The sequence below is a fragment of the Pseudomonas sp. GD03903 genome (assembly GCF_029840045.1).
In the GTDB taxonomy this organism is placed as follows: Bacteria; Pseudomonadota; Gammaproteobacteria; order Pseudomonadales; family Pseudomonadaceae; genus Pseudomonas; species Pseudomonas pseudonitroreducens.
This window is the reverse complement of sequence record NZ_JAOCBT010000025.1, coordinates 68372-93704: the sequence shown is the minus strand read 5'-3', so window position 1 is coordinate 93704 and position 25333 is coordinate 68372. Positions and strand designations below refer to the sequence as shown.

The 25333-nt window shown below is 66.0% G+C and carries 21 protein-coding genes and 1 riboswitch; of the genes, 18 read left to right on the top strand and 3 right to left on the bottom strand.

The window, feature by feature from the left end:
* Positions 1-5265 carry an Ig-like domain-containing protein gene (locus N5C91_RS27820; protein ID WP_279833506.1) on the bottom strand — a complete coding sequence of 1755 codons (5265 nt, stop codon included), beginning with the start codon at positions 5263-5265 and terminating at the stop codon, positions 1-3.
* Positions 5266-5608: 343 nt separating this feature from the next.
* Between N5C91_RS27820 and queD the strand changes: the two genes are divergently transcribed.
* On the top strand, positions 5609-5965 hold the full coding sequence (queD, locus tag N5C91_RS27815) for a 6-carboxytetrahydropterin synthase QueD (RefSeq protein ID WP_017516521.1): 357 nt from the start codon (positions 5609-5611) through the stop codon (positions 5963-5965).
* A gap of 48 nt (positions 5966-6013) precedes the next feature.
* On the opposite strand, the gene N5C91_RS27810 is transcribed toward queD, so the two are convergent.
* The gene (locus N5C91_RS27810) at positions 6014-8374 is read right to left on the bottom strand and encodes a DNA polymerase II (RefSeq protein WP_279833501.1); all 2361 of its coding nucleotides are present in this window, start codon (positions 8372-8374) and stop codon (positions 6014-6016) included.
* Between the two features lie 151 nt (positions 8375-8525).
* On the opposite strand from N5C91_RS27810, the gene N5C91_RS27805 reads away from it, so the two are divergent.
* Both N5C91_RS27805 and N5C91_RS27800 read left to right on the top strand, forming a co-directional pair.
* A complete protein-coding gene (locus N5C91_RS27805; RefSeq protein ID WP_279833498.1) occupies positions 8526-9677 on the top strand; it encodes a murein transglycosylase A in 1152 nt (383 codons plus the stop codon).
* 253 nt (positions 9678-9930) lie between these two features.
* Positions 9931-10182, top strand: a complete 252-nt coding sequence (locus tag N5C91_RS27800) for a hypothetical protein (RefSeq protein ID WP_279833496.1) — start codon at positions 9931-9933, stop codon at positions 10180-10182.
* 5 nt (positions 10183-10187) lie between these two features.
* Here the strand turns inward: N5C91_RS27800 and N5C91_RS27795 are convergent, their stop codons facing one another.
* Complete coding sequence (locus N5C91_RS27795) at positions 10188-11144, bottom strand: AraC family transcriptional regulator (protein WP_279833494.1); 957 nt, start codon at positions 11142-11144, stop codon at positions 10188-10190.
* A gap of 190 nt (positions 11145-11334) precedes the next feature.
* Here N5C91_RS27795 and N5C91_RS27790 point away from each other — a divergent pair, with 190 nt between their 5' ends.
* From N5C91_RS27790 to N5C91_RS27720, 15 genes are all read left to right on the top strand, one after another.
* Complete coding sequence (locus N5C91_RS27790; RefSeq protein ID WP_279833491.1) at positions 11335-12261, top strand: bile acid:sodium symporter family protein; 927 nt, start codon at positions 11335-11337, stop codon at positions 12259-12261.
* Positions 12258-13001: a sulfite exporter TauE/SafE family protein gene (locus N5C91_RS27785; RefSeq protein ID WP_236173292.1), complete on the top strand. Its 744-nt coding sequence runs from the start codon at positions 12258-12260 to the stop codon at positions 12999-13001. Before N5C91_RS27790 ends, N5C91_RS27785 begins: the two co-directional genes overlap by 4 nt.
* Positions 12998-14791, top strand: coding sequence for an amidohydrolase family protein (locus N5C91_RS27780; protein WP_279833489.1), 1794 nt, complete (start codon positions 12998-13000; stop codon positions 14789-14791). The genes N5C91_RS27785 and N5C91_RS27780 overlap by 4 nt, the downstream gene beginning before the upstream one ends.
* A 213-nt stretch (positions 14792-15004) precedes the next feature.
* Positions 15005-15145 (top strand): hypothetical protein, encoded by a 141-nt coding sequence (locus N5C91_RS27775; protein ID WP_236173294.1) that lies wholly within the window; start codon positions 15005-15007, stop codon positions 15143-15145.
* A 125-nt stretch (positions 15146-15270) separates the two neighbouring features.
* Positions 15271-16440 (top strand): MFS transporter, encoded by a 1170-nt coding sequence (locus N5C91_RS27770; RefSeq protein ID WP_279833486.1) that lies wholly within the window; start codon positions 15271-15273, stop codon positions 16438-16440.
* Between the two features lie 223 nt (positions 16441-16663).
* Positions 16664-16766: riboswitch (guanidine-I (ykkC/yxkD leader) on the top strand.
* 44 nt (positions 16767-16810) lie between these two features.
* Positions 16811-17818, top strand: a complete 1008-nt coding sequence (locus tag N5C91_RS27765; protein WP_240964926.1) for an ABC transporter substrate-binding protein — start codon at positions 16811-16813, stop codon at positions 17816-17818.
* Positions 17819-17871: 53 nt separating this feature from the next.
* Positions 17872-18894: a fatty acid desaturase gene (locus N5C91_RS27760; protein WP_279833482.1), complete on the top strand. Its 1023-nt coding sequence runs from the start codon at positions 17872-17874 to the stop codon at positions 18892-18894.
* A gap of 2 nt (positions 18895-18896) precedes the next feature.
* The gene (locus N5C91_RS27755; protein ID WP_279833480.1) at positions 18897-19670 is read left to right on the top strand and encodes an SDR family NAD(P)-dependent oxidoreductase; all 774 of its coding nucleotides are present in this window, start codon (positions 18897-18899) and stop codon (positions 19668-19670) included.
* Positions 19670-20419: a 3-oxoacyl-ACP reductase FabG gene (gene fabG, locus N5C91_RS27750; RefSeq protein WP_279833478.1), complete on the top strand. Its 750-nt coding sequence runs from the start codon at positions 19670-19672 to the stop codon at positions 20417-20419. The genes N5C91_RS27755 and fabG overlap by 1 nt, the downstream gene beginning before the upstream one ends.
* The gene (locus tag N5C91_RS27745; RefSeq protein ID WP_279833476.1) at positions 20419-21294 is read left to right on the top strand and encodes a DMT family transporter; all 876 of its coding nucleotides are present in this window, start codon (positions 20419-20421) and stop codon (positions 21292-21294) included. The genes fabG and N5C91_RS27745 overlap by 1 nt, the downstream gene beginning before the upstream one ends.
* Positions 21291-22070 (top strand): creatininase, encoded by a 780-nt coding sequence (locus tag N5C91_RS27740; protein ID WP_279833474.1) that lies wholly within the window; start codon positions 21291-21293, stop codon positions 22068-22070. Before N5C91_RS27745 ends, N5C91_RS27740 begins: the two co-directional genes overlap by 4 nt.
* Positions 22067-22705 (top strand): cysteine hydrolase, encoded by a 639-nt coding sequence (locus tag N5C91_RS27735; RefSeq protein WP_279833473.1) that lies wholly within the window; start codon positions 22067-22069, stop codon positions 22703-22705. Before N5C91_RS27740 ends, N5C91_RS27735 begins: the two co-directional genes overlap by 4 nt.
* Positions 22693-23463 carry a hypothetical protein gene (locus N5C91_RS27730; protein WP_279833471.1) on the top strand — a complete coding sequence of 257 codons (771 nt, stop codon included), beginning with the start codon at positions 22693-22695 and terminating at the stop codon, positions 23461-23463. Before N5C91_RS27735 ends, N5C91_RS27730 begins: the two co-directional genes overlap by 13 nt.
* The gene (locus N5C91_RS27725) at positions 23460-24290 is read left to right on the top strand and encodes an ABC transporter permease (RefSeq protein WP_279833468.1); all 831 of its coding nucleotides are present in this window, start codon (positions 23460-23462) and stop codon (positions 24288-24290) included. The genes N5C91_RS27730 and N5C91_RS27725 overlap by 4 nt, the downstream gene beginning before the upstream one ends.
* Before the next feature lie 5 nt (positions 24291-24295).
* Positions 24296-25141 (top strand): ABC transporter ATP-binding protein, encoded by an 846-nt coding sequence (locus N5C91_RS27720; protein ID WP_279833466.1) that lies wholly within the window; start codon positions 24296-24298, stop codon positions 25139-25141.
* Positions 25142-25333 lie beyond the last annotated feature (192 nt).

Genomic DNA, 25333 nt, shown 5'->3' with positions numbered 1-25333 from the left:
TCAGACGATGCTGGCGGTCATGGCTTCCTTGATCAGCACTTCGGCGTCCAGCTGGCTGTAGTTGTACACGTGGTAAGTCACGCCACCGATGTCCGCAGTGCCAGTACTCTGCCAGGTCCCAGAGAAGCTTCCATGGTCGTGCAGACCATGCAGTTCCACCTTGTCGCCGGCATCGCCGTCTACCATCACCTGCACCTTGCCATCCTTGCGGAACATGTCCGTCTCACCCAGATGCAGCACATCATTGAGCGAGAGCTTCAGCGTGTTGTTGCCTGTGCCGGTGATGTCGAACTTCTCGATACTGCTGATCTTGGCCTGACCGTTGTCACCCGTGAGCTGGGTCAGGTCCAGGACCTGGTTTGCGCCGGTCAGCTTCAGGGTGTCCAGCCCGGCGCTGCCGAAGATATGGGCTGATTCCTGGGCGAAGTAGGTCATCGGATCGACCGCCATCGAAATGACGTCGCTATCCGCCGTTACCTGGGTGACCGAGGACGAAATACTGGTGATATGTGTGCCGCCGCTATCACCGATGATTTCGATGCTGCCGATCATGTTGCTATGCGCATCGTAGGAAAACGATTGAATGTCGTAGGTCCCGCTGGGGTTTGACATGCGGATCGTCTCCAGCAGGTTTCCGCCGGTATCGTAGATATTGAGAACGGCATGATTACCCGCCGTAATTTCAATACCCGTGACGCCGAGCTCAACTTTGGAGCGCGCAGAATCGAAGGTCACGACTGCCGTCGCGGCATCTGCAACATACATGGAGCCACTGGTGGCGTTCGCCCAGAGGTTGCTGGCAGCAGCTTCCTTGGCAGCGCTCCCATTGACGATAAAACCACCTGCATCGCTGTGATAACCCTCCAACGTGGTACCGCCACTGAAGGCGCCTGTCGCAAAGGATTGGCCTTGCCAAATCACCCCCTTGGTGACACTGACTTCATCGAAGTAAGTCTCCCAGTCGTGATCGATCAGTTTCTGGCCCGATGGCGCACTGGGTGCCAACACGCTGGTGAAGTTATCCAGCAGGCAGGCGTTCTGATCCTGGTAGACAATTGCCTTGCCGATGCCGAGACCTTCAGGCGCGGTGTAGGACACCTGCTCGTAGTTGTAGGTGGAGCCACCATTGTTGACTACGTTACGGGTGAATATCAGTGCACCATTGGTGTCGTACACCTCGAGCTTCGAATAGTTGCCCGGAATGCTCTGCTGGGTTTCAAGGCCCCACAGGCTGTAGGAGATGGACTGCACCGCCTGATCGAAGATGAAGCTGGCGGAAGAGTCCCCGATCGCACTGGTTCCTGAGCCAATGTACATGTAGGCCCCGTCCAGGTTGTGCTCGTCAGCACTGCGGATGGAGACCGTACCAGTCGGCGCCACGGTAAAATGGCCTTCCTCGCTATGGAAGGTACCGGTCATACCGACTTCATTGGTGAAGGTGTCGTTGAAGCCAGGGGCGTGTTGGGTCTGTTTGAACTGGAGAGTATCCAGGACGATGCCACCTGCGCCTCCTCCCCCATCAGTGCCATCGCCATAGATCATCACCATGCCGATATCGCGACCGAGTGGGGCTGCATAGCTATAAAGCGTGGACTCGGAGGTTCCCCCCGTCCCATCGGACAGCGCGTGGCTGTCGGACAACACCTCGCCCTGCGTGTCATAGACCACCACACGCGAGCCACCATACTTGTTTTGCAGCGCACTGATATTTACGGAGAAGCTCTCCACCGCTTGAGTGAAGCTGATCTGCGCATAGTGGGAAGTATTCCCGACCGACGAGTTATCCAGTACCAGACCCGCATTGCCCGTGCCGCCTTGCACGCGATGGTGCAAGGTCGTGTCCGAAGTGATGGTAACGCCGCCACCCTGGTAGACCGATTGCCCCCCCATCGTGATGAGATCACGATTCAGGTCGTCGATCGCCAGCGTGGTCCAGCCCTCGCCATGGATCTGAACTGCCGAACTCGGGGCACTGATTTGCCCTTCCACGGTGACTATCTGCGCGGTGACTGCGAAGTCCCACTGGCCACCCTGGGTCGTGGTCTGCTGCGCCGGCACTTTGGCCAATACAGCTCCCGAGGTGATGTCAGCGGCAGTCAGCACCTGATCATAAGAAGTATCACCCCAGACGATGTGCAAGGTGTCCCCGGCCTTGGCATTGGTGCCGGCCAGGGAAACGTGCACGTCGCTGCCATCGGCAGTCTTCGCTGTGGTGTAGAGGGTATCGGCATCCGGGATGCTGGTGATGCTCGGGGCGCCACCAGCAACACCGAGGAAGGTCACCGCTTTACTCGCCATATCGCCCTGGGCCACGCCGTTTTCCGCGATACGAGCCTGGATGGTCCAGCTGGAAGTGTGCGAACTGGTGTCCGCTGCGACCCAGTTCAAGCCAGAGGTCAGGGCGTCCTTCCAGGTGGCACCGGCATCGGTGGATATCTGCACCTTCTGCTCACCTGTCAGCACCTGGGTCAAGGTTCCGTAGACGCCGCGCCCTGCTGAACCATCAGCGGTGATGAAGTCGGAGACATGATCCAGGTCGATACCCGAATCCTTGCTCATGCTGGTGATGGACACACTGTTGAGCTGCACCAGATACGGGTGGGATGCACTGATGGTGGCTACGTTGCCCGCCGCATCATGTGCGACCAGGCTGGCGTCGATCTTGTGGCCACTCTCGGCAACCAGCTTGCTGCCCGGAACGGAGACGCTCCAGTCACCATTAGCTGTTACCGTAGTGCTGTAGGTGGTGCCGTCGAGCTGGAAGCTCACCTGATCGTTCGCGGTGAACTCCCCACTGACTTTGCCGCTGATCGTGACGTTGCCGGCTGCCTCGGATGAATTGATGGTGTTATCGCTGGTCACGCTGTCGATGCTCAGCGTCGCTACCGGGGGGGTAACGTCTACCGAGTAGGCATGACTGACAGTGGCAGTGTTGGCGTTGCCGGCGAGGTCGTGACCGATGACGGTGGCGTTGATCTGGTGGGCGCTGTCGCCCACCAGGTCGCTGCCCGGCACGGCGACACTCCACTTGCCATCTGCACCTACGGCGGCGCTGTAAGCGTGGCCATTGAGGTTGAACGTCACCTGGTCACCGGCCAGGTAGGTACCCACGACCTTGCCGCTGATAGGCTGGCTGGCTTGCGATTCGACCAGGTTGACGATGTCGTCGCCGGCAACGGTGTCGATGGTCAGGGTGGTGGTGCCGGGATCGACGGCGACCATGTAGGCGTGATCGGCCACCACGCTGGCGCTGTTACCGGCGGCATCGCGGGCCACCAGGGTGGCGTGAATACCGGTTTCCTTGGCCAGGTCCGAACCGGCAACGGAAACACTCCAGTCACCTGAGCCACTGACGGCGGCGCTATAGGCATGCCCGTTGAGAGTGAAGCTGACGATGTCGCCGGCAAGGAATTCACCACCGGCCTTGCCGCTGATGATCTGGCTGGTTTTTGACTCAGCCAGGTTGAGGATGTCGTCGCCCGCAACCACGTCAATGGTCAGCGTCGCCACGGGCGGGTCGAGGTCCACGCTGTAGGGGTGATCAGCCACGACACTGGCGCTGTTGCCGGCAGCATCATGGGCGACCAGGGTAGCCTGGATACTAGTGTCCCTGGCCAGATCGGCACCGGCCACCGTGACTTTCCATTCCCCCGAGGCGTTGACTGCTGCGCTGTAGGCCGTGCCGTTCAGGGTAAAGGTCACCAGATCCCCGGGCATGAACTCGCCATCCACTTTGCCGCTGATGAGCTGCGGAACCTGCGATTCGAACAGGTTGACCACGTCATCGCCGGCCACCACATCGATCGCCAGCGTTGCCAGGGGAGGATCGAGGTCCACGCTGTAGGCGTGATCCGCAACGACGCTGGTGCTGTTGCCGGCGGCATCGTGGGCCACCAGGGTGGCGTGGATGCTGCTGTCTTCCGCCAGGTCGGCGCCGGCCACCGCCACTTTCCAATCACCCGATGCATTGACTGCCGCACTGTAGGTCGTGCCATTCAAGGTGAAGGTCACCAGGTCGCCGGGCAGGAACTCGCCACCGGCCTTGCCGCTGATGAGCTGCTGAGCCTTTGATTCGAACAGGTTGACGATGTCGTCGCCGGCGACCACATCGATGGTCAGGGTCGCTACCGGAGCGGTGTAGTCGGTGATGATGCTGAAGACGTCGGACGGCTCGCTGGTGTTGCCGGCCTTGTCGGTCGCGTCGACAGTGAACAAGTGCTCACCCTCGCTGAGCGGCGTGGCCGGGGTGTAGCTCCACTGGCCATTGCCGTCCGCCACCACGGAGCCCATTTCCTCACCGTTGTCGTAGAGGGTGACGGTCGAACCTGCTTCGGCCTTGCCGGACAGGGTCGGAGCCGGATCATCGGTCACGCCGCCATTGGCGATAGGGCCCTGGATGCTGCCTACCGCGTCGAGCACTTGCTCGATGGTTGGTTTGGCCGGGGCAAGGGTGTCGACAATAAGGTCGATCACTTCGACCGAAGCGCTGGGCTTCTGCCCAGGGACTACCTGGGTTGCATCGAAACTGTGCTCGCCGTCGGCAAGCTCTGGCGTCAAGGTCCAGGTGCCATCGGGCGCTACCGTGGTAGAACCGATTTCCTGGCCATTGTCGAACAAATGGATGATCGCGCCGGGCACGCCGTTGCCGGAAATCGCCGGGTGCGCATCATCCGTGATGTCGCCATTAGACAGCTGTCCCTGGATCGGGCCGACATCGTCCATGACCTTGATATCGGTCGGCGCGGGGCTGGTGTGCGTCTTGTGCCCGTCATCCCGGTTGTGATGAATGATCGCGGCGGCGGCGCCGACCCCTGCCAGGCCGAGCAGCAAGGGCCAGAGGGTGAAGCCGGAGCTGTCATCGGTCTCGCCGACCAGGGGGGCGCTGTAGGCCACGCCGTCGCCACCCAGGGCAATCGGCGCCGACTCGCCGTCGGCCATCAGCAGCGGGCCGTAGAAGCCCTCGCCGTCGGTGCGCAAGTACGCATGCAACTGGCCATCTTCGGAGACGCCGTAGAGGTGGCTGGCCATGCCGTCAGCGAAGAAGCCCTGGAGAGTCACGTCGGGTTTGTCGCTGCCTTCGAAGGAAACCAGCAGGTCCTTGCCGATACGCTTGACCGTGATGTTTTCCGGGGCAACCTGGCTGTTCTCTGTCTGCAGTAGGTACTTGGTGCCTGCTTGTACCTTGATCTTGCCGCCAGACCTGAGCGCAATCTTCTTGGCTGCGTTCTCGGATACGGCAACAAGACTGACTGTTTGACTTGCCATTGAAACCAACCTCACCAGGGAAATTTTTCAGAGGCGGGAAGGTTAATTTCTTGCCCTTTTGCGAAGGATCAGAATGCCCTGACAGACCGCGCGACTATTCTGAGGAACTCGACAAACCAGCTGTCCGGGTCGGGTTTCCGGGTGGTATGCACGGCTTGTGCAAGGCCCGAGAGCATCCACCTGGTGCGCGCAATGCCAGCAAACCGGCGCTGCCAGAGGGCTTCCCGACCGAGCCAGCCGCTGGCCGGGTCGAGCCGCTCGACGGGTGTGATGGTGATAGACTGTGCGCCCATTTTCCGGCCGGCCCGTTCCCGGGCCGGCAATCGTCACAGAGCACGCTACTTTGGAACTGTTCAAGGAATTCACCTTCGAATCCGCCCACCGCCTGCCCCACGTCCCCGCCGGGCACCAGTGCGGCCGCCTGCATGGCCACTCCTTCCGGGCCGCCATCTACATCGAGGGCGAGGTCGATCCGCATACCGGCTGGATTCGTGACTTCGCCGAGATCAAGCAGATCTTCAAGCCGATCTACGACCAGCTCGACCACAACTACCTGAACGATATCCCCGGCCTGGAAAACCCCACCAGCGAGAACCTCTGCCGCTGGATCTGGCAACAGCTCAAGCCGCTGCTACCGGAACTGTCCAAGGTTCGCGTGCACGAGACCTGCACCAGCGGTTGCGAATACCGCGGCGACTGATGCGCCCGCAGGAACAGGAAAGGCCGGCATTCGCCGGCCTTTTTCGTTTCAGAACAGCCCCAATTGCCGGTCTACCAGCGCACTGAAGTCATCCTCGACGAAGGGCAGGATGGCGTCGGCGATCGGCTGCAGCTGGCGACTAACATAGTGGTCGTAGTCGATCGGCGAGCTGAGCGTCTCCAGCGGTTCCGGGCCATTGACCGTGATGACGTAGCTGATCCAGCCACCGCGCTGATACTGGCGCGGGCGACCCTGGCGCTCGTTGTAATCGTCGGCGATGCGTGCCGCGCGCACATGGGGCGGCACGTTGCGCTGGTAATCGCCCAGTTGCCGGCGCAGGCGCTTGCGGAACACCAGCAGGTCATCCTGCTCACCCGCCAGGGTGCGCCGAACGTAGTCACGCACATAGTCCCGGTATGGCTGCCGCTGGAAGATGCGCAGGTAGAGTTCCTGCTGGAACTGCTGGGCCAGCGGCGACCAGTCGGTACGCACGGTTTCCAGCCCCTTGAAGACCATCTCGTCGCTGCCATCGTCACGCCGTACCAACCCGGCATAGCGCTTCTTGCTGCCCTCCTCCGCGCCGCGGATGGTCGGCATCAGGAAGCGCCGGAAGTGCCGTTCGAACTGGATTTCCAGCGCGCTTTCCAACCCGTACTCCGCCCGCAGGTGCTCGACCCACCACTGGTTGACGTGGCGCACCAGTGCCTTGCCGATCGTGGCGGCGGCGTCCTCGTCATGGGCACGGCCGAGCCAGACGAAGGTGGAGTCGGTGTCACCGTAGATCACCCGATGACCCTGCCCTTCGATCAGCTCACGGGTACGGCGCATGATCTCGTGGCCGCGCATGGTGATGGACGAGGCCAGGCGCGGGTCGAAGAAGCGGCAGCCACTGGAGCCGAGCACGCCATAGAAGGCATTCATGATGATCTTCAGCGCCTGCGACAGTGGCGCATTGCCGTCGCGTTTGGCGGCGTCGCGGCCCTGCCAGACGCGCTCGACGATGGCCGGCAGGCAATGCTGCGTGCGGGAAAATCGGCCGCCGCGGAAGCCGGGGATCGAGGCCTCGTCGGACGGCTCGCTCAAGCCTTCCACCAGCCCTACGGGGTCAATCAGGAAGGTACGGATGATCGACGGGTACAGGCTCTTGTAGTCCAGCACCAGCACCGATTCGTAGAGTCCCGGCCGCGAATCCATGACGAAACCGCCCGGGCTGGCCTCCGGCGCCCTGCCGCCAAGGTTCGGCGCGACATAGCCCAGCCGGTGCATCGGCGGCAGGTACAGGTGGGTGAAGGCTGCCACCGAACCACCACTGCGGTCGGCCGGCAGCCCGGTGACGCTGGCGCGTTCGAGCAGGAAGTCGAGGATGCGGGTCTTCTCGAAGATGCGCGTGACCAGCTCGCAGTCCTTGAGGTTGTATTTCGCCAGCGCCGGCTTGTCCTCGGCGAAGCGACGGTCGATCTCGGCCATGCGGTCGTAGGGGTTGTCGATGGCCTTGCCCTCGCCCAGCAGTTGCTGCGCGACGCTTTCCAGGCTGAACGAGGGGAAACTCCAGAACGCCGAACGCAAGGCCTCGATGCCGTCGATGATCAGCCGGCCAGCCGCCGCGGCGAAGAAGTGATTGGACGAGGCATGCTGCCGCCAGCCCATTTCGTCGCCGCCACGACCCAGGCGCAAGGGTATTTCCAGGCGTTTGGCGTGCTCCTGCAACACGCGCAGGTCGAACTGCACCAGGTTCCAGCCGATGATGGCGTCCGGATCGTGCTCGGCCAGCCACTGGTTCAGGCGCTCCAGCAGCGCGGCGCGGCTGTCGCAGTACTCCAGTTCGAAATCGCGTTCGCCGTCGATGCCGTTGGCGGGGCCGAGCATGTACACCTGGCGCTGGCCGCAGCCTTCCAGGGCGATGGAATAGAGGTCGCCACGGATGTTGGTCTCGATGTCCAGCGAGGCCAGTTTCAGCCTTGGCCGGTACTCCGGCGCGGGCCGCAGTTGCGTCGTGAGGATACTGCCGCCCTCGCCTGGCTCACCGTTGAAGGCCACCGGCGCGGTGATGAAGCGTTCCATCAGGTAGCGTTCGGGCGGACGGATATCTGCCTCGAACACTTCGACACCCGCTTCACGCAGCTTTTTCTCGAGGTTCATCAGTTGGCGGTGCTGCTGGCAGTACAAGCCCAGCACCGGGCGCTGCTGGAAGTCGCGCAGGCCCAGCGGGCGCAGTTCCGCGCCGCGCTCGCCAGCCAGGAGCTTCTCGGCACGCGCACGCTGTACGGCCGGCACGAAGGCCACCGAGCTCTGCGGCGGCAACAGCACATGCCGGGGCCCCTCATCGGTGGCCAGCCAGAAGCCCACCTCGGTGCCTTCGGGCGTATCCCGCCAATGTCGGGTCAGGACGAAACCCTGCCTTGCCTCCACGCTCTAACCACTCGTCTGTCGAATCAGAGCGTCATTCTACCGGTCCGCCCGCGGATTCGTTGCAAGGCGTGTAAATCCGACCGATGCGTTTGACGCACGCCCCGCGTCTGCCCAAGCTAGCGGGCTTTCGTTTGCCTGCCAGGACTCGCCCGTGACCGATTTGCCCCGCCACTGGACCCGCCCTCTCCTTGCCACCCTGTGTTTCGCCACGCTGCTCTCGGGCTGCGGCCTGTTCGGCAAAAAGCCCGAAGAGGCCCAGGCGCCCACCTATTCCAAGGCCGCCTGGACGGACATGCCGCAGACTGCCGACAGCGACGTAGTGCAAGGCTTCAGCGCCTGGCGCTCGGCCTGCGCGGTACGCCTGAAGAAGGATGACACCTGGGCCACGACCTGCGCCGACTCCGCCAGCGTGCCCGCCTCCGCCCCGGCAATCCGCCAGTTCATGCAGGCCCACCTGCAGCCCTACCAGCTGCGATCCGCCGAGGGCAGCAGGAACGGCCTGATCACCGGTTACTACGAGCCGGTCTACCGTGGCAGCCAGCAGCGCGACGCCCAGCACACCGTACCGGTCTACGGCGTGCCGAAGGACCTGATCACCGTCGCGCTGGACAGCGTCTACCCGGAACTCAAGGGCAAGCGCCTGCGCGGCAAGCTCGAAGGCAATACTCTGGTGCCCTACGCCGATGCCGCCGGCATCCGCCGCGACGGCGTGAATGCGCCGATTCTGGCCTGGCTGCCCGATCAGATGGACCTGCAGTTCCTGCAGATCCAGGGTTCCGGCCGGGTACAGCTGGCCTCCGGCCGCCAACTGCGCCTGGGCTACGCCGAGCAGAATGGCCGCCCGTACAAGCCGGTGGGCCGCTGGCTGGTGGAACAGGGCGAGCTGAGCAAGGAAGAAGTCAGCATGGCGCGCATCCGCGACTGGGCCCGCGCCCACCCGCAGCGCGTCGACGAGTTGCTGGCGAGCAACCCCAGCTACGTGTTCTTCAGCCAGCGCCCAGACAGCAACGAAGGCCCGCGCGGTTCGCTGAACGTGCCGCTGACGCCAGGCTATAGCGTGGCCATCGACCGCAAGGTGATCCCGCTGGGCAGCCTGATGTGGCTTTCCACCACCCGCCCGGACGGCGCACCGGTGGTTCGCCCGGTGGCTGCCCAGGACACCGGTGGCGCCATCGTCGGCGAAGTGCGCGCAGACCTGTTCTGGGGAACCGGCGACGCCGCCGGCGAGCTGGCCGGGCACATGAAGCAGGATGGCCAGCTGTGGCTGCTCTGGCCGAAGGACAAGGCGCTACCGGGGGCGTGAAGCCTTCGGCCGCGCGGGGCGTACAACCGTTCGCGGTAGTACGCGGCGCCTGCGCAGCGACGGCGTAACGTCCATCGGCGCATCACGTCGAACCTCATACGTCCTGCGCTACGGCGAACTTTCAGACAGAGGGAATTCCTACTCGTCCTACAGAGCTCCCTGAATCACCGGCAGCACCGCCAATCGGAAAATGCTTAGCGAATCCAGGCACTCCCCTGGCTTCGCGACCCTCAACCCGATCGCGGTGACCGCCATGAAGAAAAGCCAGCCTCCCCTCCGCTCACAGCGCCAGCACCGTGGCTGGCCGCTGGACTACGACGTGCTCTGCTGGATCGGCGCCATCGCCCTGGTCCTGCTGTTCTTCGGCGTAGATCAGTTCTTCGTGGCGAAATTGCCCGGTACCGGCGTTATCGAGCACCAGCGTAACGTTCCCGAGCGTGTCGTTCCTCCGCGCGTCGACCTGCCCGCAAGCCAGGCGCTCGCCGCAGTCAGTCACCGCCAGTAAAGGCTTCAGTTGCCCTGGCGGAACTGACCTGGCGTCATCCCGCTCCAGCGGCGGAAAGCCTTGGCAAACGCGCTCTCGTCAGAGAACCCGAGGCGCTCGGCGACCTCGCCCAGCCGCGTGGATTCGCGCAGCAGCTGTTCGGCCATGCCGTGCAGTACCTGCTCGCGCAGCAGCTTGAAACTGCTGCCTTCGTCCGCCAGCTTGCGGTTGAGGTGGCGCCCGCTGAGCTCCAGTTGCTCGGCGACCTTCTCCTTGCCCCAGCGTGGGTTCTGCCGCAGCAACTGCTGCACACGCGCAGCCAGGCTCTGCGCGCCCAGGCGTTCCAGCTGCGCATCGGCCAGCGCGCGCAGGTGCTCACGCATCACGGCGTTGGCCTGGATCAGCGGCACGTCGAGATCAGCCACGGCAAACGTCAGGGCATTGCCGTCGCTCTCGAAGATGACCGGGCACCCGAGCAGCTCCCGGTAACGCGCAGGTTCCCCCCTTGCAGCGTGGCTCAGGGCCACCTGCCTTGGCTTGACGCGATCGCCAGTGATCCAGCGGGTCAGGTGCACCAGGCTGGCCAGGGCGGCCTCCACACGTTCCTCACGGCGCACGGCATAGCTTGGCCGATAGACCAGGCGCACCTGCGAGTCATCCTGCTCGCGCTGGAATTCGCTGCCTTCGGCGATGATCGGGTAGTACTCGAGCAAGGCATCCAGCGCCTCGCCGTAGTGGTCGCAGCTCATCAGCAGCGCGCCGACCATGTCCAGGTGCCCGACCTGCAGGGCACTGCCCAGGCGCAGGCCCAGCAACGGATCACCCGAGGCGGCACAGATGCTTTCCCAGAATGCGTCCTGGCGCTGCAAGGGAATGCGCGGTTCGAGGCTCGCCGCCTGCAGATCGGCAGGCACCGGCAGCCCCAGGCGCTGGGCGGCCTGCAGGATGCCCTGGGCGTAATGGACGGTAATAGTGTGCGGCATGGTCCCGAATTAACCGGCGAAGGTCCCGATTGAGCCGTTACCGGGCGGTAACGCTGCCCTATGCTTGCCAATTACAACGATAAATACAAACAAGAGTCGCCTTGCATGCCCAATCCCACCGGAGCCGCGCCCGTGCCGCCGGCTGCATTCCGTTCGTCATTCCCCACCTTCACGCTGTGGGGGAACGGTAATGCCTGAAGTCCATCTCGAATTCTCCGGCTGCTCGATGATCGCGCTGAACGCCATCATCGCCCTGATGATGTTCGGCGTCTCGCTGGAACTGCGCCGCGACGACTTCACCCGTATCCTGCGCCAGCCCAAGGCGCCGGTGATCGGCATGCTGGTGCAATTCCTGCTGCTGCCGGCCGCCACCTGCCTGCTGACCATCCTCTTGCCCATCGACCCGGAACTGGCGCTGGGCATGCTCCTGGTCGCCACCTGCCCCAGCGGCACCTTCTCCAACATCATGACCTGGATGGCCCGCGGCAACGTTGCCGTGTCGGCCAGCGTCACGGCGGTGTCAGGCCTCAGCGCCGGCCTCTTCACGCCGCTGAACTTCGCCCTCTACGCCGGCCTCAACCCGGCGACCCGCGACCGCCTCACGCAGATCCACATCGACCCGCTGGAACTGGTGGGCGTGGTGGTGCTGGTGCTGATCCTGCCGATGCTGCTGGGCATGGCCCTGGGCAAGCACAAACCACAGCTGGCGCGGCGCCTGGAAAAACCCATGCGGCAATTGTCGCTGCTGGTGATGCTGGGCTTCGTCGGCATGGCCTTCGCCAAGAACTTCCAGCAGTTCATCGCCTACTTCCACCTGTTCTTCTGGCTGGTACTGCTGCTCAACGGCACCGCGCTGCTGCTCGGTTACACCTGCGCACGACTGTGGAAGCTGCCGGACGCCGACGTGCGCGCCGTGACCCTGGAAAGCGGCATCCACAATTCCGCACTGGGCATGGCGCTGATCCTCACCTTCTTCCCGCAGGCCGGCGGCATGCTGCTGATCGCGGCCTTCTGGGGTTGCTGGCAGCTGTTCTCCGGCTTGCTCCTGGCGCAATGGTGGGCCCGCCGCGAGCCGCGTGACAGTGGTGTCGCGGCAGTGCACGGAGCAGGCCGGTGAACGCCCCCGCTATCGCCCTCGGCGGGTTCATCCTGCTGGCCTACACCCTGGAAGCCATCACCGGCTTCGGCAGCGTGGTGATCGCCCTGTCGCTCGGCGCGCTGCTGCTGCCCATCGAGACGCTGCTGCCGGTGCTGGTGCCGCTGAACATCGGCATGACCGGCTACCTGTGCTGGCGCCACCATCGCCTGATCGATACCCACCTGCTGCTGCGCACCGTGCTGCCGGGCATGCTGGTCGGCATGCTGATCGGCTACCTGCTGTTGCCGCACCTGGACCCACTCCCCCTGAAGCGCGGCCTCGGCGTGCTGATCCTGTGGTTCGCCGGGCGTGAACTGTGGCGGCTGCGCGCTGGTGCGCCGACACGCGCACAGACACCGAACTGGGTGGTACGCCTGGCCACTGGCGCCGCAGGCATCTGCCACGGCCTGTTCGCCTCGGGCGGGCCTCTGCTGGTCTATGCCCTGGCGACTCGATCGCTGGACAAGACCCGCCTGCGCGCGACCCTGGTCTGCGTCTGGTTCACCCTCAACGGCCTGCTGACCCTGGCTTTCCTTTTCGACGGCCGCCTGCGCCCGGCGCTGCCCCAGGTGCTCGCCTACGCCCCCCTGCTGCTGCTCGGTGTGTGGCTCGGCGAGCGCCTGCACCAGCGCTTTGAGGAACGCCACTTCCGCCTTGCCATCCACTGCCTGCTGCTGGTCAGCGGCGTCCTCCTGCTGTCGCCCTGGAGTCTCCTGTGAGCTACGACATCATCATCAAGAACGGCCTCTACTTCGACGGCAGCGACGCCCCCGGCAGCCTGCGCCACGTTGGCATCAAGAATGGACGTATCGACACCCTGAGCGTCAGCCCGCTGGACGAAAGCGGCTGCGCAGAAGTCATCGACGCCAGCGGCCGCTGGGTCACCCCGGGCTTCCTGGAGATCCACTCGCACTACGACGCCGAAGCCATCGCCGCCCCGGCGCTGAAGGAATCGGTGCGCCACGGCGTGACCACCGTGTCCGTTGGCTCCTGCTCCATCAGCATGGTGCTGGGCGAGGCCGAGGACTGTTCCGACCTGTTCACCCGCGTGGAAGCCGTGCCGCGCGAGCAGGTGCTGCCGATCCTGCGCGACAAGCGCACCTGGAAGGACGCCAAGGGCTATCGCGCCTTCTACGACCAGCAGCCGCTGGGGCCGAACCTCTGCTCGTTCCTCGGCCACTCCGAGCTGCGCGTCACGGTGATGGGCCTGGAGCGTGCCATCAGCGGCGCCAAGCCCAGCGAGGCTGAGCTGCAACGCATGGAAGAGCTGCTGGAGCAGGCGCTGGATGCCGGTTGCTTCGGCCTTTCGGTGATGACCACGCGCCTGGACAAGATGGATGGCGACCGCGCCTGGTCCAGCCCGCTGCCTTCCACCTTCGCCAGCTGGAAGGAGTTCTCCCGACTGTTCGCCGTGCTGCGCCGGCGCAACGCGCTGATGCAGGGCGCGCCCAACGCGGTCACCAAGATCAACGTGTTCGCCTTCCTCTACCAGGCCCACGGTTGGTTCCGCCGGCCGCTGAAGTGCTCGATGCTCACCGCGCTGGATCTCAAGTCGCAGCCGTTCATGCACCGCATCACCCGTGCCTCGGGCTGGGTCGCCAACCGCCTGCTGCGCGGCCGCTACCGCTGGCAGACCCTGCCGGCGCCTTTCGTGGTGCGCATCGAGGGGCTGAACATGAACGGCTTCGAGGAGTTCGGCGCCGGCGAAGTGCTGCGCGACATCAAGGACCCGGAAGAGCTCTACACGCGCATCCAGGACCCGGCCTTCCGCGAGCGCTTCAAGAAGGACATCAAGGCCACCCTCAGCCTCGGCCTGTGGCACCGCAACCTGTCCGACTGCTGGGTGCGCGAGTGCCCCGACGCCTCGATGGTCGGGCGCAATTTCGAGGACATCGGCCGCGAGCGCGGTCTGGACCCGGTGGACGCCTTCTTCGAGCTGGCCGGCCAGTACCGCAATGACCTCAAGTGGACCACCTGCTACGGCAACCACCGCCCGGAGATCATGGGCAAGCTGCTGGCCAGCCCCTGGACCCAGCCGGGCTTCGCCGATTCCGGCGCACACCTGGCGTCCCACGCGCAGTACAACTTCCCGCTGCGCATGCTCAAGTACGTGCGCGATGCCGAACTGGCCGGGCGCAGCTTCATGGATACCGGCCGTGCGGTGCACCGCCTGACCGGCGAGCTGGCGGATTTCGCCGGGATCGACGCCGGCTACATCCGCGTCGGCGACCGTGCTGACCTGGTGGTGGTCAACCCGGCCGGGCTGACCGACGAGCTGGATGAAGTCAGCGAGGCGCCCATGGAGGTCATCGGGCTGACGCGGCTGGTGAAGCGTAACGACGATGCGGTAGACGCCACCTTGATCAATGGCCGCGTGGCGTATCGGCGTGAAAGCGGCTTCCCCGAAGCGTTGGGCAAGGAGCGCGTATTCGGCACCTTCCTGCCAGGGCGCGATGTGCTCAGCAGGCCGCAGGAGGTGTCGGCAGGCAGCCCGGTTTACGGTCGCTGATCACGGCTGCACCCTTGTAGGATGGGTGGAGCGCAGCGATACCCATGCTGCCGGCACACAGCCTTGATGGGTATCGCTGCGCTCCACACCATCCTACGCAAAGGTTTCCTGGTGACGAAGCGCATGGCTGACCGCGCGGCGGGCCGAGATTGACGCTCTGACGCGCACTCTCTAGAGTGCGCGTTTTCCTACCTCCTGCGCTGCACCCGTACCATGACCCCGTTCTGCCGCTTCGCCGATTCTTCGCTCGCCCTCCTGCGGGAGCCTCCGCGCGTGCGCAAGGTCGATGCCGTGCTGAACCTGCGTCGCAGCGTGCTCTTCGCCTTCACCTTCTCCCCGCCCGTCGGCCTCTGAGCCGGACGCCGCGCGCCTTCGCGCCGGTCATTCCGCATTTCGACTGCGCCCACCGGTGGATCCCGGCGGGCTCGTTTGCATTGGCATGCCCAGCCGCTTGAGCGCCCGGGCAAGAGAAGGTTTCCATGAATACCCCGACCACCCTCAACAAGCCCCTGCTGGCGGTGCTGCTGTTCGCCGTTTCCATCGTCGGCCTGAGCCTGGGCGCCACCCTGCCGCTGGTGGCGCTGCGCCTGCTGGACAACGGCGCCAGCGCGTTGCAGATCGGCATTCTCTCCGCCGTACCGGCGGCCGGCATGATCCTCGCCGCCACCCTGGTCGACCGTGCCTGCCAGCTGATGAGTCGGCGCCGCCTGTATCTGCTGTGCTTCGTGCTGTGCACCGCCAGCACCGTCGCCATCGAATTCAGCAGCCATTCCCTCTGGGCGCTGGCCGCCGCGCGCCTGGCGCTGGGGGTCGGCATGGGCATCGCGATCATCCTCGGCGAGGCCTGGGTCAACGAGCTGTGCGGCGAGCACAACCGCGGCACCATCGTTGCGCTGTACGCCACCAGCTTCACCGCCTTCCAGCTGCTCGGCCCGACCCTGGTGGCGCTGCTCGGCGCGCAGACGCCGTGGGTGGTGCTGCTGGTCAGCGCCGGGCATCTGGTCGCCCTGGCCACCGTGGCCTTCGCCATGCCCGAGGATGGTATCCACGAGCACGTCGAGGAGCCGCGCAGCTTCTCCCTCGCCGGCTTCCTGCGGGTAGCGCCGGCGCTGTGCATGGGCGTGCTGTTCTTCTCCTTCTTCGACAGCGTGGTGCTGTCGCTCTTCCCCGTGTACGCCTCCAGCCACGGCTACGCGGTGGGCATCGCCGCGTTCATGGCGACGGTGATCCTGCTCGGCGACATGCTCTTCCAGATGCCGCTGGGCTGGCTCTCCGACCGCCTCGACCGCTCCAGCCTGCACCTGCTGTGCGGCGTGGCAGCCATGCTGATCGGCCTCGCCCTGCCCTGGCTGATCGGCCAGCCATCGCTGCTGTGGCCGGCGCTGATGGTGCTCGGCGCGGTGGCCGGTGGCGTCTACACCCTGGCGCTGGTGCTGATCGGCCAGCGCTTCCGCGGCCGCGACCTGGTTACCGCCAACGCCGCCGCCGGCATGCTCTGGGGCGTCGGCAGCCTGCTTGGCCCCCTGCTCAGCGGCAGCCTGATGGACCTCGGCCCACAAGGCGTGCCCGTGGCACTGGCGCTGGCCGCCGGCCTGTTCGTCGCCACCGCGGCCGCCTCGCTGCGCCGCGCCACCATGCGCACCGCCTGATGCCTCAATAGAAGGCAAGGCGCATCGACTTGGTGCCAGCGCGATCAGGGCTGGCACCTGCCTGCCACTGGGGATTTCAGCTAAGCAATTGAAATCCCCAGTGGTTTTTCCGCTTCACGAAAACTGGCATTTCAATTGCTCTGTCCCCTGCAACGGGATGCATCGCCCACGGCAAGGTAGCCACCGGGTGAGCGAACGCAGCAAGGCACACACTGGAGTTGCACCACAGGCGAACTAGGGTTCCGGTCTCCGTGAGGGGATGTCTGGTCCGAGAGTTTTCCGGCCCTAGGGACAGGGCTACACGGCGGGAGAAAAGCCCGGGAGACGTGATGTCATCCCGTGCCGATTTCCAACCGTTAGGAGCAATGCCATGACCATGCCGCTTTCCCTGCGTTCCCTGCGCAAGACCCTGCTCGGTGCCTGTCTGGTTGCTGCCGCCGGGGTCGTGCCGCTGACTCTGCAAGCCGCCGAGAAGCTCAAGATCGGCACCGTCGTCTGGGCCGGCTACGCGCCCTTCTACGTCGCCGACAAGCTCGACCTCTACAAGCCCCACGGCCTCAAGGTGGAGCTGCAGTTCTTCAACGACCCCGCCCTGATCCCCACCGCCATGACCGGCGGCGCGCTGGATGGCGGCATGCTCACCTACGACCAGGTGGTCGGCGGCGTCGCCAAGGGCCAGCCGTACCGCGTGGTGATGCCCATCGACTTCTCCAACGGCGGCGACGCCATCGTCGCGGACAAGTCGATCAAATCGGTCGCCGACTTCAAGGGCAAGAAGATCGGCTTCAACCCGCTGTCGCCCTCCGACTTCCTGCTCGCCTACGCGCTCAAGAGCCACGGCCTGAGCGACAAGGACGTCAGCCCGGTGAACATGACGCCTGAAGGCATCCCCGGCGCCATGGCCTCGGGCAGCCTGCCGGTGGGCGTGACCTACGAACCCAATGTCTCGCAGATCCTTGGCATGCCCGGCGACAAGTTCCACGTCGTCTATTCGTCCAAAGACGCACCGGGCCTGATCACCGACGTGCTGGTGTTCAACCAGGCGGTGATCGGCAAACGCCAGAAAGCGATCAGCGCGATGATCCAGGGCTACGCCGACGGCCTCGCCTACATGAAGGCGCACCCGGACGAATCCGCCGAAATCATCGGCAAGGTGCTGGGCGTCAGCGCCGCCGAGGCCAAGGAGCAGATGGCCGGGGTCTACAACATCCCGCTGGCGGAGATGGGCAAGAACTTCGAGAAGTCCGACGCCACCAGCTCCTTCTTCGGCAGTGGCGCGGTGATCGCCCAACTGCTCAAGGACAACAGCCAGATCCCGGCGATCCCCGACCTCGCCCAGACCTTCGACGCGCAATTCGTCCAGGCCCTCGCCCAGTAAGGCACCCATCCGACGCTCTCGCCGGGACGGCGGGAGCGCTCACGGAGGTATCCATGTCCGCGTCCCTGTACCGCTACGCCGATGGCCGACTGCCCAACAGCCTGGCACTGGCCTATGCCTTTGGCGGCTATGCCGCCGGCTTCGCCCTGCTGTTCGCCGACAGCTGGCTGCTCAACGCCGCCGGCACCCTGTTGCTGGGCCACGCGATGATCGTCGCGGCCTACCTGATCCACGAATTCGCCCACGGCACCATCTTCGCCAAACCGGCGCACAACACCTGGGCCGGCGAGGCCTGCAGCTGGCTCTGTGGCAGTTGCTACGCCGGCTTCCAGGACCTGCGCCGCAAGCACATGCGCCACCACGTCGACCGCGCCGACGTGATCACCTTCGACACCAAGGCCTTCCTCGCCCGCTGCCCGCGCTGGGCGCGCCGCCTGGTACTGGCCGCGGAATGGGCCTACGTGCCGGCGGTGGAGCTGATCATGCATTACTACGTGATCCTGCTGCCCTTCATCACCGACAACCCGCGCCACCGCGCCAACCGCCGCCGGGTGGCGCTGACCCTGCTGGTGCGCGGCGTGCTGTTCGGCCTGGTTGCAGCAGTGTCGTTCAAGGCGCTGGTGCTGTACTTCGTCGCCTGGACGCTGATGATCATCGTGCTGCGCTTCACCGACGCCTACCAGCACACCTACGACGCCTTCGCGGTACTGGAGGACGGCAGCAAGATCCCCGACGACAAGTCCCGCGACCGCACCTACGAGCAGATGAACACCTACTCCAACGTGGTCTCGGTGCGCTGGCCGGTGCTCGACCTGCTGCTGCTCAACTTCGCCTACCACAATGCCCACCACGAGAAGCCCGTGGCGCCCTGGTACCGCCTGCGCACACTGCACCACGAGCTGTATGGCGACGGCTACGCCCAGGTCCTGCCGATGCACCTGCTGTTCAAGGGCTTCCATCGGCACCGCTTGCGCCGCGTGGTCGACGACCATTACGGCGAGGTGGCGCCCGAAGGCAAGGACCGCGCCGACGGCTTCTACGGCGCCGTGGGCGTCTCCTTCCTGACGGCGGTCTGAGCATGATCGACTACCGGGGCAAACGTGTGCTCATCACCGGTACCGGAAGCGGTATCGGCAAGGGCCTGGCGCGGGCATTCGCCGAACAGGGCGCGACACTGGAACTGCTGGATCGCAACGCCGCAGCCCTGGCGGCAGTCGCCGACGAGCTGGCCGCGCTGAGCGATGTGCGCAGCCACGCCCTGGACCTGGGCAACAGCGCGGCCATCGCTGGATTTGTCGCACTCCGCGAAGGCGCACCGCTGGACGTGTTGATCAACAACGCCGGCGTCGAGTACGCCACGCCGCTGGACGACCCGGATGGCGAAGCGGACAGCCGCTGGCAGGCGCTGCTGGACAACAACGTCGCCTCGATGCTGCGCCTGACCCGCGCCCTGCTGCCGAGCCTCAAGGCGGGCAGCAGCGTGATCAACCAGGCCTCGATCTGGGGCCTGAAGGGCGTGCCGGGCTTTTCCGCCTATGTCGCCAGCAAGCACGCGGTGATCGGCCTGACCCGCTCGCTGGCGTGGGAGCTCGGGCCACGGCGTATCCGCGTCAACGCCGTGTGCCCCGGCTGGATCGCCACCGAGGCGGCCATGCGCTCGCTCGCGGTGATGGCTGCCGCCAATGGGCGCAGCGAAACCGAGGAACTGGCGCAGATACTCGCCGCCCAGGCAGTGCCCGAACTGCTGACGCCGGCTGACCTGGCCGGCACCTTCCTGTTCCTCGGCAGCCCGCTGGCCACCGCCCTCACCGGTCAGGCGCTGTCGGTCAGCCATGGCGAGGTCATGCACTGATGAAACCGCTCGAAGGACAGACCGCGCTGGTCACCGGCGCCACCCAGGGTATCGGCCGCGCCACCGCCCTGGCGCTGGCGGGAGCCGGTGCGACGGTATGGATCAACCACCTCGATCAACCCGAAGCCGCCACCGCGCTGGTGGCACGCATCGCCGCCTCGGGCGGAAGGGCCTACGCGGCTCAGGCAGACGTTTCCGTGCCGCAGCAGGTCGAGGACCTGTTCGCCCACGTGCTTGCCGAGGGCGACCTGCACATCCTGGTGAACAACGCCGGGATCATCCTGGAGAAACCTTTTCTCGACACCAGCGAGGACGACTGGGCCGCACTGCTCGGCGTCGACCTCACGGCGGTCTATCGCTGCTGCCGCCACGCCCTGGCGCACATGCAGGCGCGCGGGGATGGCTGTGTGGTCAATATCGCCTCGGAACTTGGCCAGCTCGGCCGCGAGCATTACGCCGCCTATTGCGCGGCCAAGGCCGGGGTGATCGGCCTGACCAAGGCGCTGGCCCGCGAGTTCGCCCCGCACATCCGCATCAACGGCGTGGCGCCGGGGCCGGTGGACACGCCGATGGTCTCGGTAGAACACATGAGCGAGGCGATGATCGCCCGCGAAACCGCCATCCCCGCCGGGCGCCTGGGCAAGCCCGAGGAAATCGCAGCGGCCGTGCTGTTCCTCGTCTCGCCCGAGGCCAGTTTCTTCCACGGACAGATACTCGGCGCCAATGGCGGCGCCTGGATGGGCGCGTGATGCGCGCGGAAGTCGTCCTGCTGCTCGGCGCCAGCCTCTGGGGCCTGGGCTGGATACCCCTGGCGCACTTCGCCGGCCAGGGCCTGTCCGGCATGCCGGTGGTGCTCTGCACCTACGGGCTGCTCAGCCTCGTCGCCGTTCCGCTGGTACTGCGCCAGCGCCGCCAGTGGTGGCCGCAGCGTGGCGCGCTGCTGGCGATCGGCGTGTTCGGTGGCTGGGCCACCGCGGGGCTGGTGGGCGCGTTGTCCGAGGGCGATGTGGTGCGGGCAATGCTGCTGTTCTACCTGGCACCGGTGTGGGGCCTGATCGGCGGCCGCGTGCTGTTCGGCGAACGCCTCACCCCGCCACGCCTCGGCGCGCTACTACTGGCCATGGGAGGCATCGCGCTGACCCTGGGTGTCAGCCGCGAGAACTTCCGCCCGCTGGGCGCCAGCGACTGGCTGGCGCTCTCCGCCGGCTTTGCCTTCGCCCTGAACAACCTCGCCACCCGCGCCGCCGAGCAGGTGCCGCTGACCAGCAAGGCGGTAGTCGGCTTCATCGGCAGCGCCGTGCTGGGCGGCCTGTTCTGCTGGCTGCAGAGCACACCTCTACCGGCCGTCAATGCACACCAGTGGCTGCAACTGGCGGGCTTCGGACTGTTCTGGCTGGCCGCCATGGGCGCGGCGCAATACGGTTTCAGCCATGTCGAGGCGAGCCGCGCCGCAGTGCTGGTGGTGATCGAACTGCTGGTGGCGGTGCTCACTGCCGCCTGGATCGGCGAGCGCGAGCTGGGCCTGCGCGAATGGCTCGGCGGCTCGTTGGTACTGGCCGCGGCACTGATCGCCGCGCGCCCTTCTCCCGAACCTTCCCCCACTCTCTGCGAGGCCGAATCATGACTGTCCGGATGGACCAGCTCAGCTGGGTCGAGTACGCGCGCCGGGTGCGCGAGCAATCCCCCGTGGTCTTCCTGCCCTGCGGCGCCACCGAGCAGCACGGCCCGCACCTGCCGCTGGGCACCGACGCGCTGCTGGCCAGCGCGCTGTGCGAGGACGTCGCCCGGCAGGTCGACGGGCTGGTCGCGCCCGCGCTCTCCTATGGCTACAAGTCGCAGCCCAAGTGCGGCGGCGGCCAGCATTTCTGCGGCACCACCAGCCTCGACGGGCATACGCTGATTGCGCTGGTGCGCGACGCCGTGCGCGAGTTCGCCCGCCACGGCGTGACCCGCCTGGTACTGGTGGACGGCCATTACGAAAACCAGTGGTTCGTCACCGAAGGCATCCAGCTCGCCCTGCGCGAGCTCTCCTTGCACGAACGGGGCTCGACCAGCCCGCTGGAAGTGATGCGCCTGGAGCATTGGGACTTCTGCAGTGAGTCCACGCTCAGCGAGGTTTTCCCCGACGGCTTCCCCGGCTTCGCCCTGGAGCACGCGGCGGTGATCGAAACCTCGCTGATGCTGCACTACCTGCCCAACCTCGTGCGCCTGGACCTGATCCCCGACGACGGCCCCGCCGACTTCCCGCCCTACGACATGTACCCCAGCCGCACCGAGTGGGTGCCGCCGTCTGGCGTGCTCTCCTCGGCGCGCGGCTCCAGCGCCGACAAGGGCCTGCGCATGGCCCGCGACATCGTCGGCGGCATCGCCCAGGCCGTGCGCAAGGAGTTCCGCCTGTGAGCACTGCGCTGATCGTCATCGACATGCAGCGCGACTTCTGCGCCCCCGGCGGCTACGCCGACCAAGCCGGGCTGGACATCGACCGCCTGCGCGCGCCGATTCCGGCCATCTCCCGGCTGCTGGACAGCGCCCGCAGTCTTGGTCTGCTGGTGGTGCATACCCGCGAAGGCCATCGCGCCGACCTCAGCGACCTGCACGCCAGCAAGCGCCACCGCGCCGAATTCGCCGGTGCGCCGATCGGCCACCTGGGCCCGCTGGGCCGCCTGCTGGTGCGCGGCGAGTACGGCCACGACCTGATTGACGAACTGTGCCCGCTGCCCGGCGAACCGGTGGTGGACAAGCCCGGCTACAGCGCCTTCGCCTACACCGACCTGGACCTGCTACTGCGCAGCCGCGGCATCGGCCACCTGGTGCTGTGCGGGGTGACCACCGAAGTGTGCGTTTCCTCCACCCTGCGCGCGGCGGTGGAACTGGGCTATGCCTGTACTCTGGTGAGCGATGCCTGCGGCTCGCCCAGCGCCGAACTGCATGCCGCCGCCCTGGCGATGGTCGAGGTGGAAGGCGGCCTGTTCGGTCGCGTGCAAGGCAGCCAGGCCGTACTCGCCGAATGGGAGGAGTCCGCATGTCCCGCCTGAATAACATTCCCGCTGTGCCACCCGCTTACCTCGGCGTCTGGCAACGCACCCTGCTGACCACCACCGGCGGCACCCACGACACCAGCACCCGCGTCTACTGGCTGCAGACCGGGCGCCTGTTCGCCGACCTGCGCATTCCCCTGCCGGCGCCACAGACTCCCGGCGAACTGGCCGCCCAGGCGGGATTCGCCGGCATCACCGAGATCACCGGCGACATTTGCCAATGGCACCGGGCAATCGACTTCCAGCCGCCCAATGGCGGCGAGGACATCGGCCGCATGCACTTCGTAAACAGCGAGAAAGTGCTGGAAGACGGCCTGGATGGCAGTTACCACGAAGTCTGGGAGCGCCTGCCGGAATCCATCGGGCGCAATCGCGGCGTGTGGTTGAGCGCCGCCGACGGCAGGCAGGGTTGCCTGCTGCTGGCCGGTGACTGCTTCCTGTTCGCCGCCGGACGTCGCCAGGCATTGCCGATGGCCGACTCACTGGCCGCCCTGTTGGACGGTGACCACCCGGAGTTGCTGGATTTCGAGCTGTCCTTCGGGCGCCACCACGGTGGCGAAACGCCCTGGAAGATCGAACTCTCCACCCTGCCCGCGCGCATCGGCGCCGCGCTGCTGCCCGCCACGGCCGGCCCCGACCACCCCGAGCTGCTGCGCGACGCCAGCTGGATCAACAGCCTCGGCGCCACACCGCCCGCCGGTGGCTGGCAACCCTGCGAGCTACCGCTGTTCCCTGATGAGGAGGTGACGCCATGACCGCCCACCAACCCCTGCCGCGCCCAGTGACGCAACCTGCCCGCCAGCGCTGGTGGGTGATTCGCGGCGACCTGCCGCGCGGCGCCTTCTGGGCACTGGCCGGCGCAGGCCTGCTGCTGCCCGTGGTGCTCTGGTGGGCCTGCGGCGCCTTGGGGCTGACCAACCCGATGTTCTTCCCCAGCCCCGACGCCGTACTCGCACGCCTGGGCCACTGGTGGAGCGACGAAGGCCTGGTCGGCGATATCGCCATCAGCGTCTATCGGGTCATGGGCGGCTTCCTCGCCTCGGCAGTCATCGCCCTGCCCATCGGCCTGTACATCGGCACCTATCGCCCGGTGCAGGCGTTCCTCGAACCGCTCACCGACTTCATCCGCTACATGCCGGCGGTGGCATTCATCCCCCTGGTGATGCTCTGGGTCGGCATCGACGAAGGCTCCAAGGTGCTGATCATCTTCATCGGCACCTTCTTCCAGATGGTGCTGATGGTCGCCGAGGACGTGCGCCGCGTACCCATGGCGCAGATCGAGGCGGCGCAGACCATGGGCGCCAACCGCGCGGAAATCATCAAGCTGGTGGTGCTGCCCTCGGCGCGCCCGGCGCTGCTGGACACCCTGCGCATCACCTGCGGCTGGGCCTGGACCTACCTGGTGGTAGCCGAACTGGTGGCCGCCAACTCGGGCCTCGGCTACGCCATCCTCAAGGCGCAGCGCTACATGCAGACCGACAAGATCTTCGCCGGCATCCTGCTGATCGGCGTCATCGGCCTGCTCACCGACCAGGCGTTCCGCTGGCTCGGCCGAGTGGCCTTTCCCTGGATGAAGAGGTAAGCCTGATGAGCCAGAACAAGATCGCCATTCGCCACGTCGACAAGGTCTTCAGCAGCCAGGGCCGCCAGGTGCAGGCGCTGCAGGACGTGAGCCTGGACATCCGCGCCAACGAGTTCGTCACCTTCGTCGGCGCCTCGGGCTGCGGCAAGTCCACCCTGCTGCGCAGCATCGGCGGGCTGGAGCGCCACAGTGGCGGCGAAATCCTCGTCGACGGCCGCGCCGTGGACGGCCCCGGCATCGACCGCGCCATGGTCTTCCAGCACTACAGCCTCTACCCGTGGCTGCGGGTAATGGACAACATCAAGTTCTGCCGGCGGCTCAAGGTGGTCTCCGACACCGTGCGCGGCGACGCCGACGTGGAGGTCGCCAGCGGCCGCGCCGATGCGCTGCTCAACCTGATGGGCCTGTCGGCCTTCGCCCAGGCCTACCCCAGCCAGCTTTCCGGCGGCATGCAGCAGCGCGTGGCGATAGCCCGCGCGCTGATGCCCAAGCCGCAGATCCTGCTGATGGACGAGCCCTTCGGCGCGCTGGACGCGCAGACCCGCGAGGTGATGCACGACCTGATCCGCCACGTGCACCGGCTGGAGAACAGCACCATTCTGTTCGTCACCCATGACGTCGACGAGGCCATCTACCTGGGCGGCCGCGTGGTGCTGATGGCCCCGCGCCCCGGACGCATCGACAGCGTCTACGAGGTGCCGCTGCCCGCCGAGCGCAATCAGGACATGAAGATGGCTGCGGAATTCATCGCGCTGAAGAAGCAGATCCTCGCGCGCATCCGCGAGACCTCGGGCATGAGTACCGACCTGGAACTGCTGGAGCAGCTGACCCGTACCGCGGCGCCGGCCTGAACCTGGAGGAAGGGGAAGCGGCGGAGCGGGTAGCTCCGCCGTTGTGCCGGGCGTGGTGCCCGAAACGGATTGCGCAGAACGCGCGAGGGGAACGGCCTGCCGGGAGCGGGTAGCCCCACCCGAAGGCTGGCAGGCCGGATGGCCGCAGGAGCGGCCGAATGCTTGCCGCAAGCGCCCGGACAGGCGCTTGCG

What these genes read in the sequence shown, in the direction of transcription:
- N5C91_RS27820 (WP_279833506.1), bottom strand. Translation starts at nt 5,265, where the DNA reads ATGGCAAGTCAAACAGTCAGTCTTGTTGCCGTATCCGAGAACGCAGCC.
- N5C91_RS27800 (WP_279833496.1), top strand. Translation starts at nt 9,931, where the DNA reads ATGAAGAAAAGCCAGCCTCCCCTCCGCTCACAGCGCCAGCACCGTGGC.
- N5C91_RS27795 (WP_279833494.1), bottom strand. Translation starts at nt 11,144, where the DNA reads ATGCCGCACACTATTACCGTCCATTACGCCCAGGGCATCCTGCAGGCC.
- N5C91_RS27790 (WP_279833491.1), top strand. Translation starts at nt 11,335, where the DNA reads ATGCCTGAAGTCCATCTCGAATTCTCCGGCTGCTCGATGATCGCGCTG.
- N5C91_RS27775 (WP_236173294.1), top strand. Translation starts at nt 15,005, where the DNA reads ATGACCCCGTTCTGCCGCTTCGCCGATTCTTCGCTCGCCCTCCTGCGG.
- N5C91_RS27770 (WP_279833486.1), top strand. Translation starts at nt 15,271, where the DNA reads ATGAATACCCCGACCACCCTCAACAAGCCCCTGCTGGCGGTGCTGCTG.
- N5C91_RS27765 (WP_240964926.1), top strand. Translation starts at nt 16,811, where the DNA reads ATGACCATGCCGCTTTCCCTGCGTTCCCTGCGCAAGACCCTGCTCGGT.
- N5C91_RS27760 (WP_279833482.1), top strand. Translation starts at nt 17,872, where the DNA reads ATGTCCGCGTCCCTGTACCGCTACGCCGATGGCCGACTGCCCAACAGC.
- N5C91_RS27755 (WP_279833480.1), top strand. Translation starts at nt 18,897, where the DNA reads ATGATCGACTACCGGGGCAAACGTGTGCTCATCACCGGTACCGGAAGC.
- fabG (WP_279833478.1), top strand. Translation starts at nt 19,670, where the DNA reads ATGAAACCGCTCGAAGGACAGACCGCGCTGGTCACCGGCGCCACCCAG.
- N5C91_RS27745 (WP_279833476.1), top strand. Translation starts at nt 20,419, where the DNA reads ATGCGCGCGGAAGTCGTCCTGCTGCTCGGCGCCAGCCTCTGGGGCCTG.
- N5C91_RS27740 (WP_279833474.1), top strand. Translation starts at nt 21,291, where the DNA reads ATGACTGTCCGGATGGACCAGCTCAGCTGGGTCGAGTACGCGCGCCGG.
- N5C91_RS27730 (WP_279833471.1), top strand. Translation starts at nt 22,693, where the DNA reads ATGTCCCGCCTGAATAACATTCCCGCTGTGCCACCCGCTTACCTCGGC.
- N5C91_RS27725 (WP_279833468.1), top strand. Translation starts at nt 23,460, where the DNA reads ATGACCGCCCACCAACCCCTGCCGCGCCCAGTGACGCAACCTGCCCGC.
- N5C91_RS27720 (WP_279833466.1), top strand. Translation starts at nt 24,296, where the DNA reads ATGAGCCAGAACAAGATCGCCATTCGCCACGTCGACAAGGTCTTCAGC.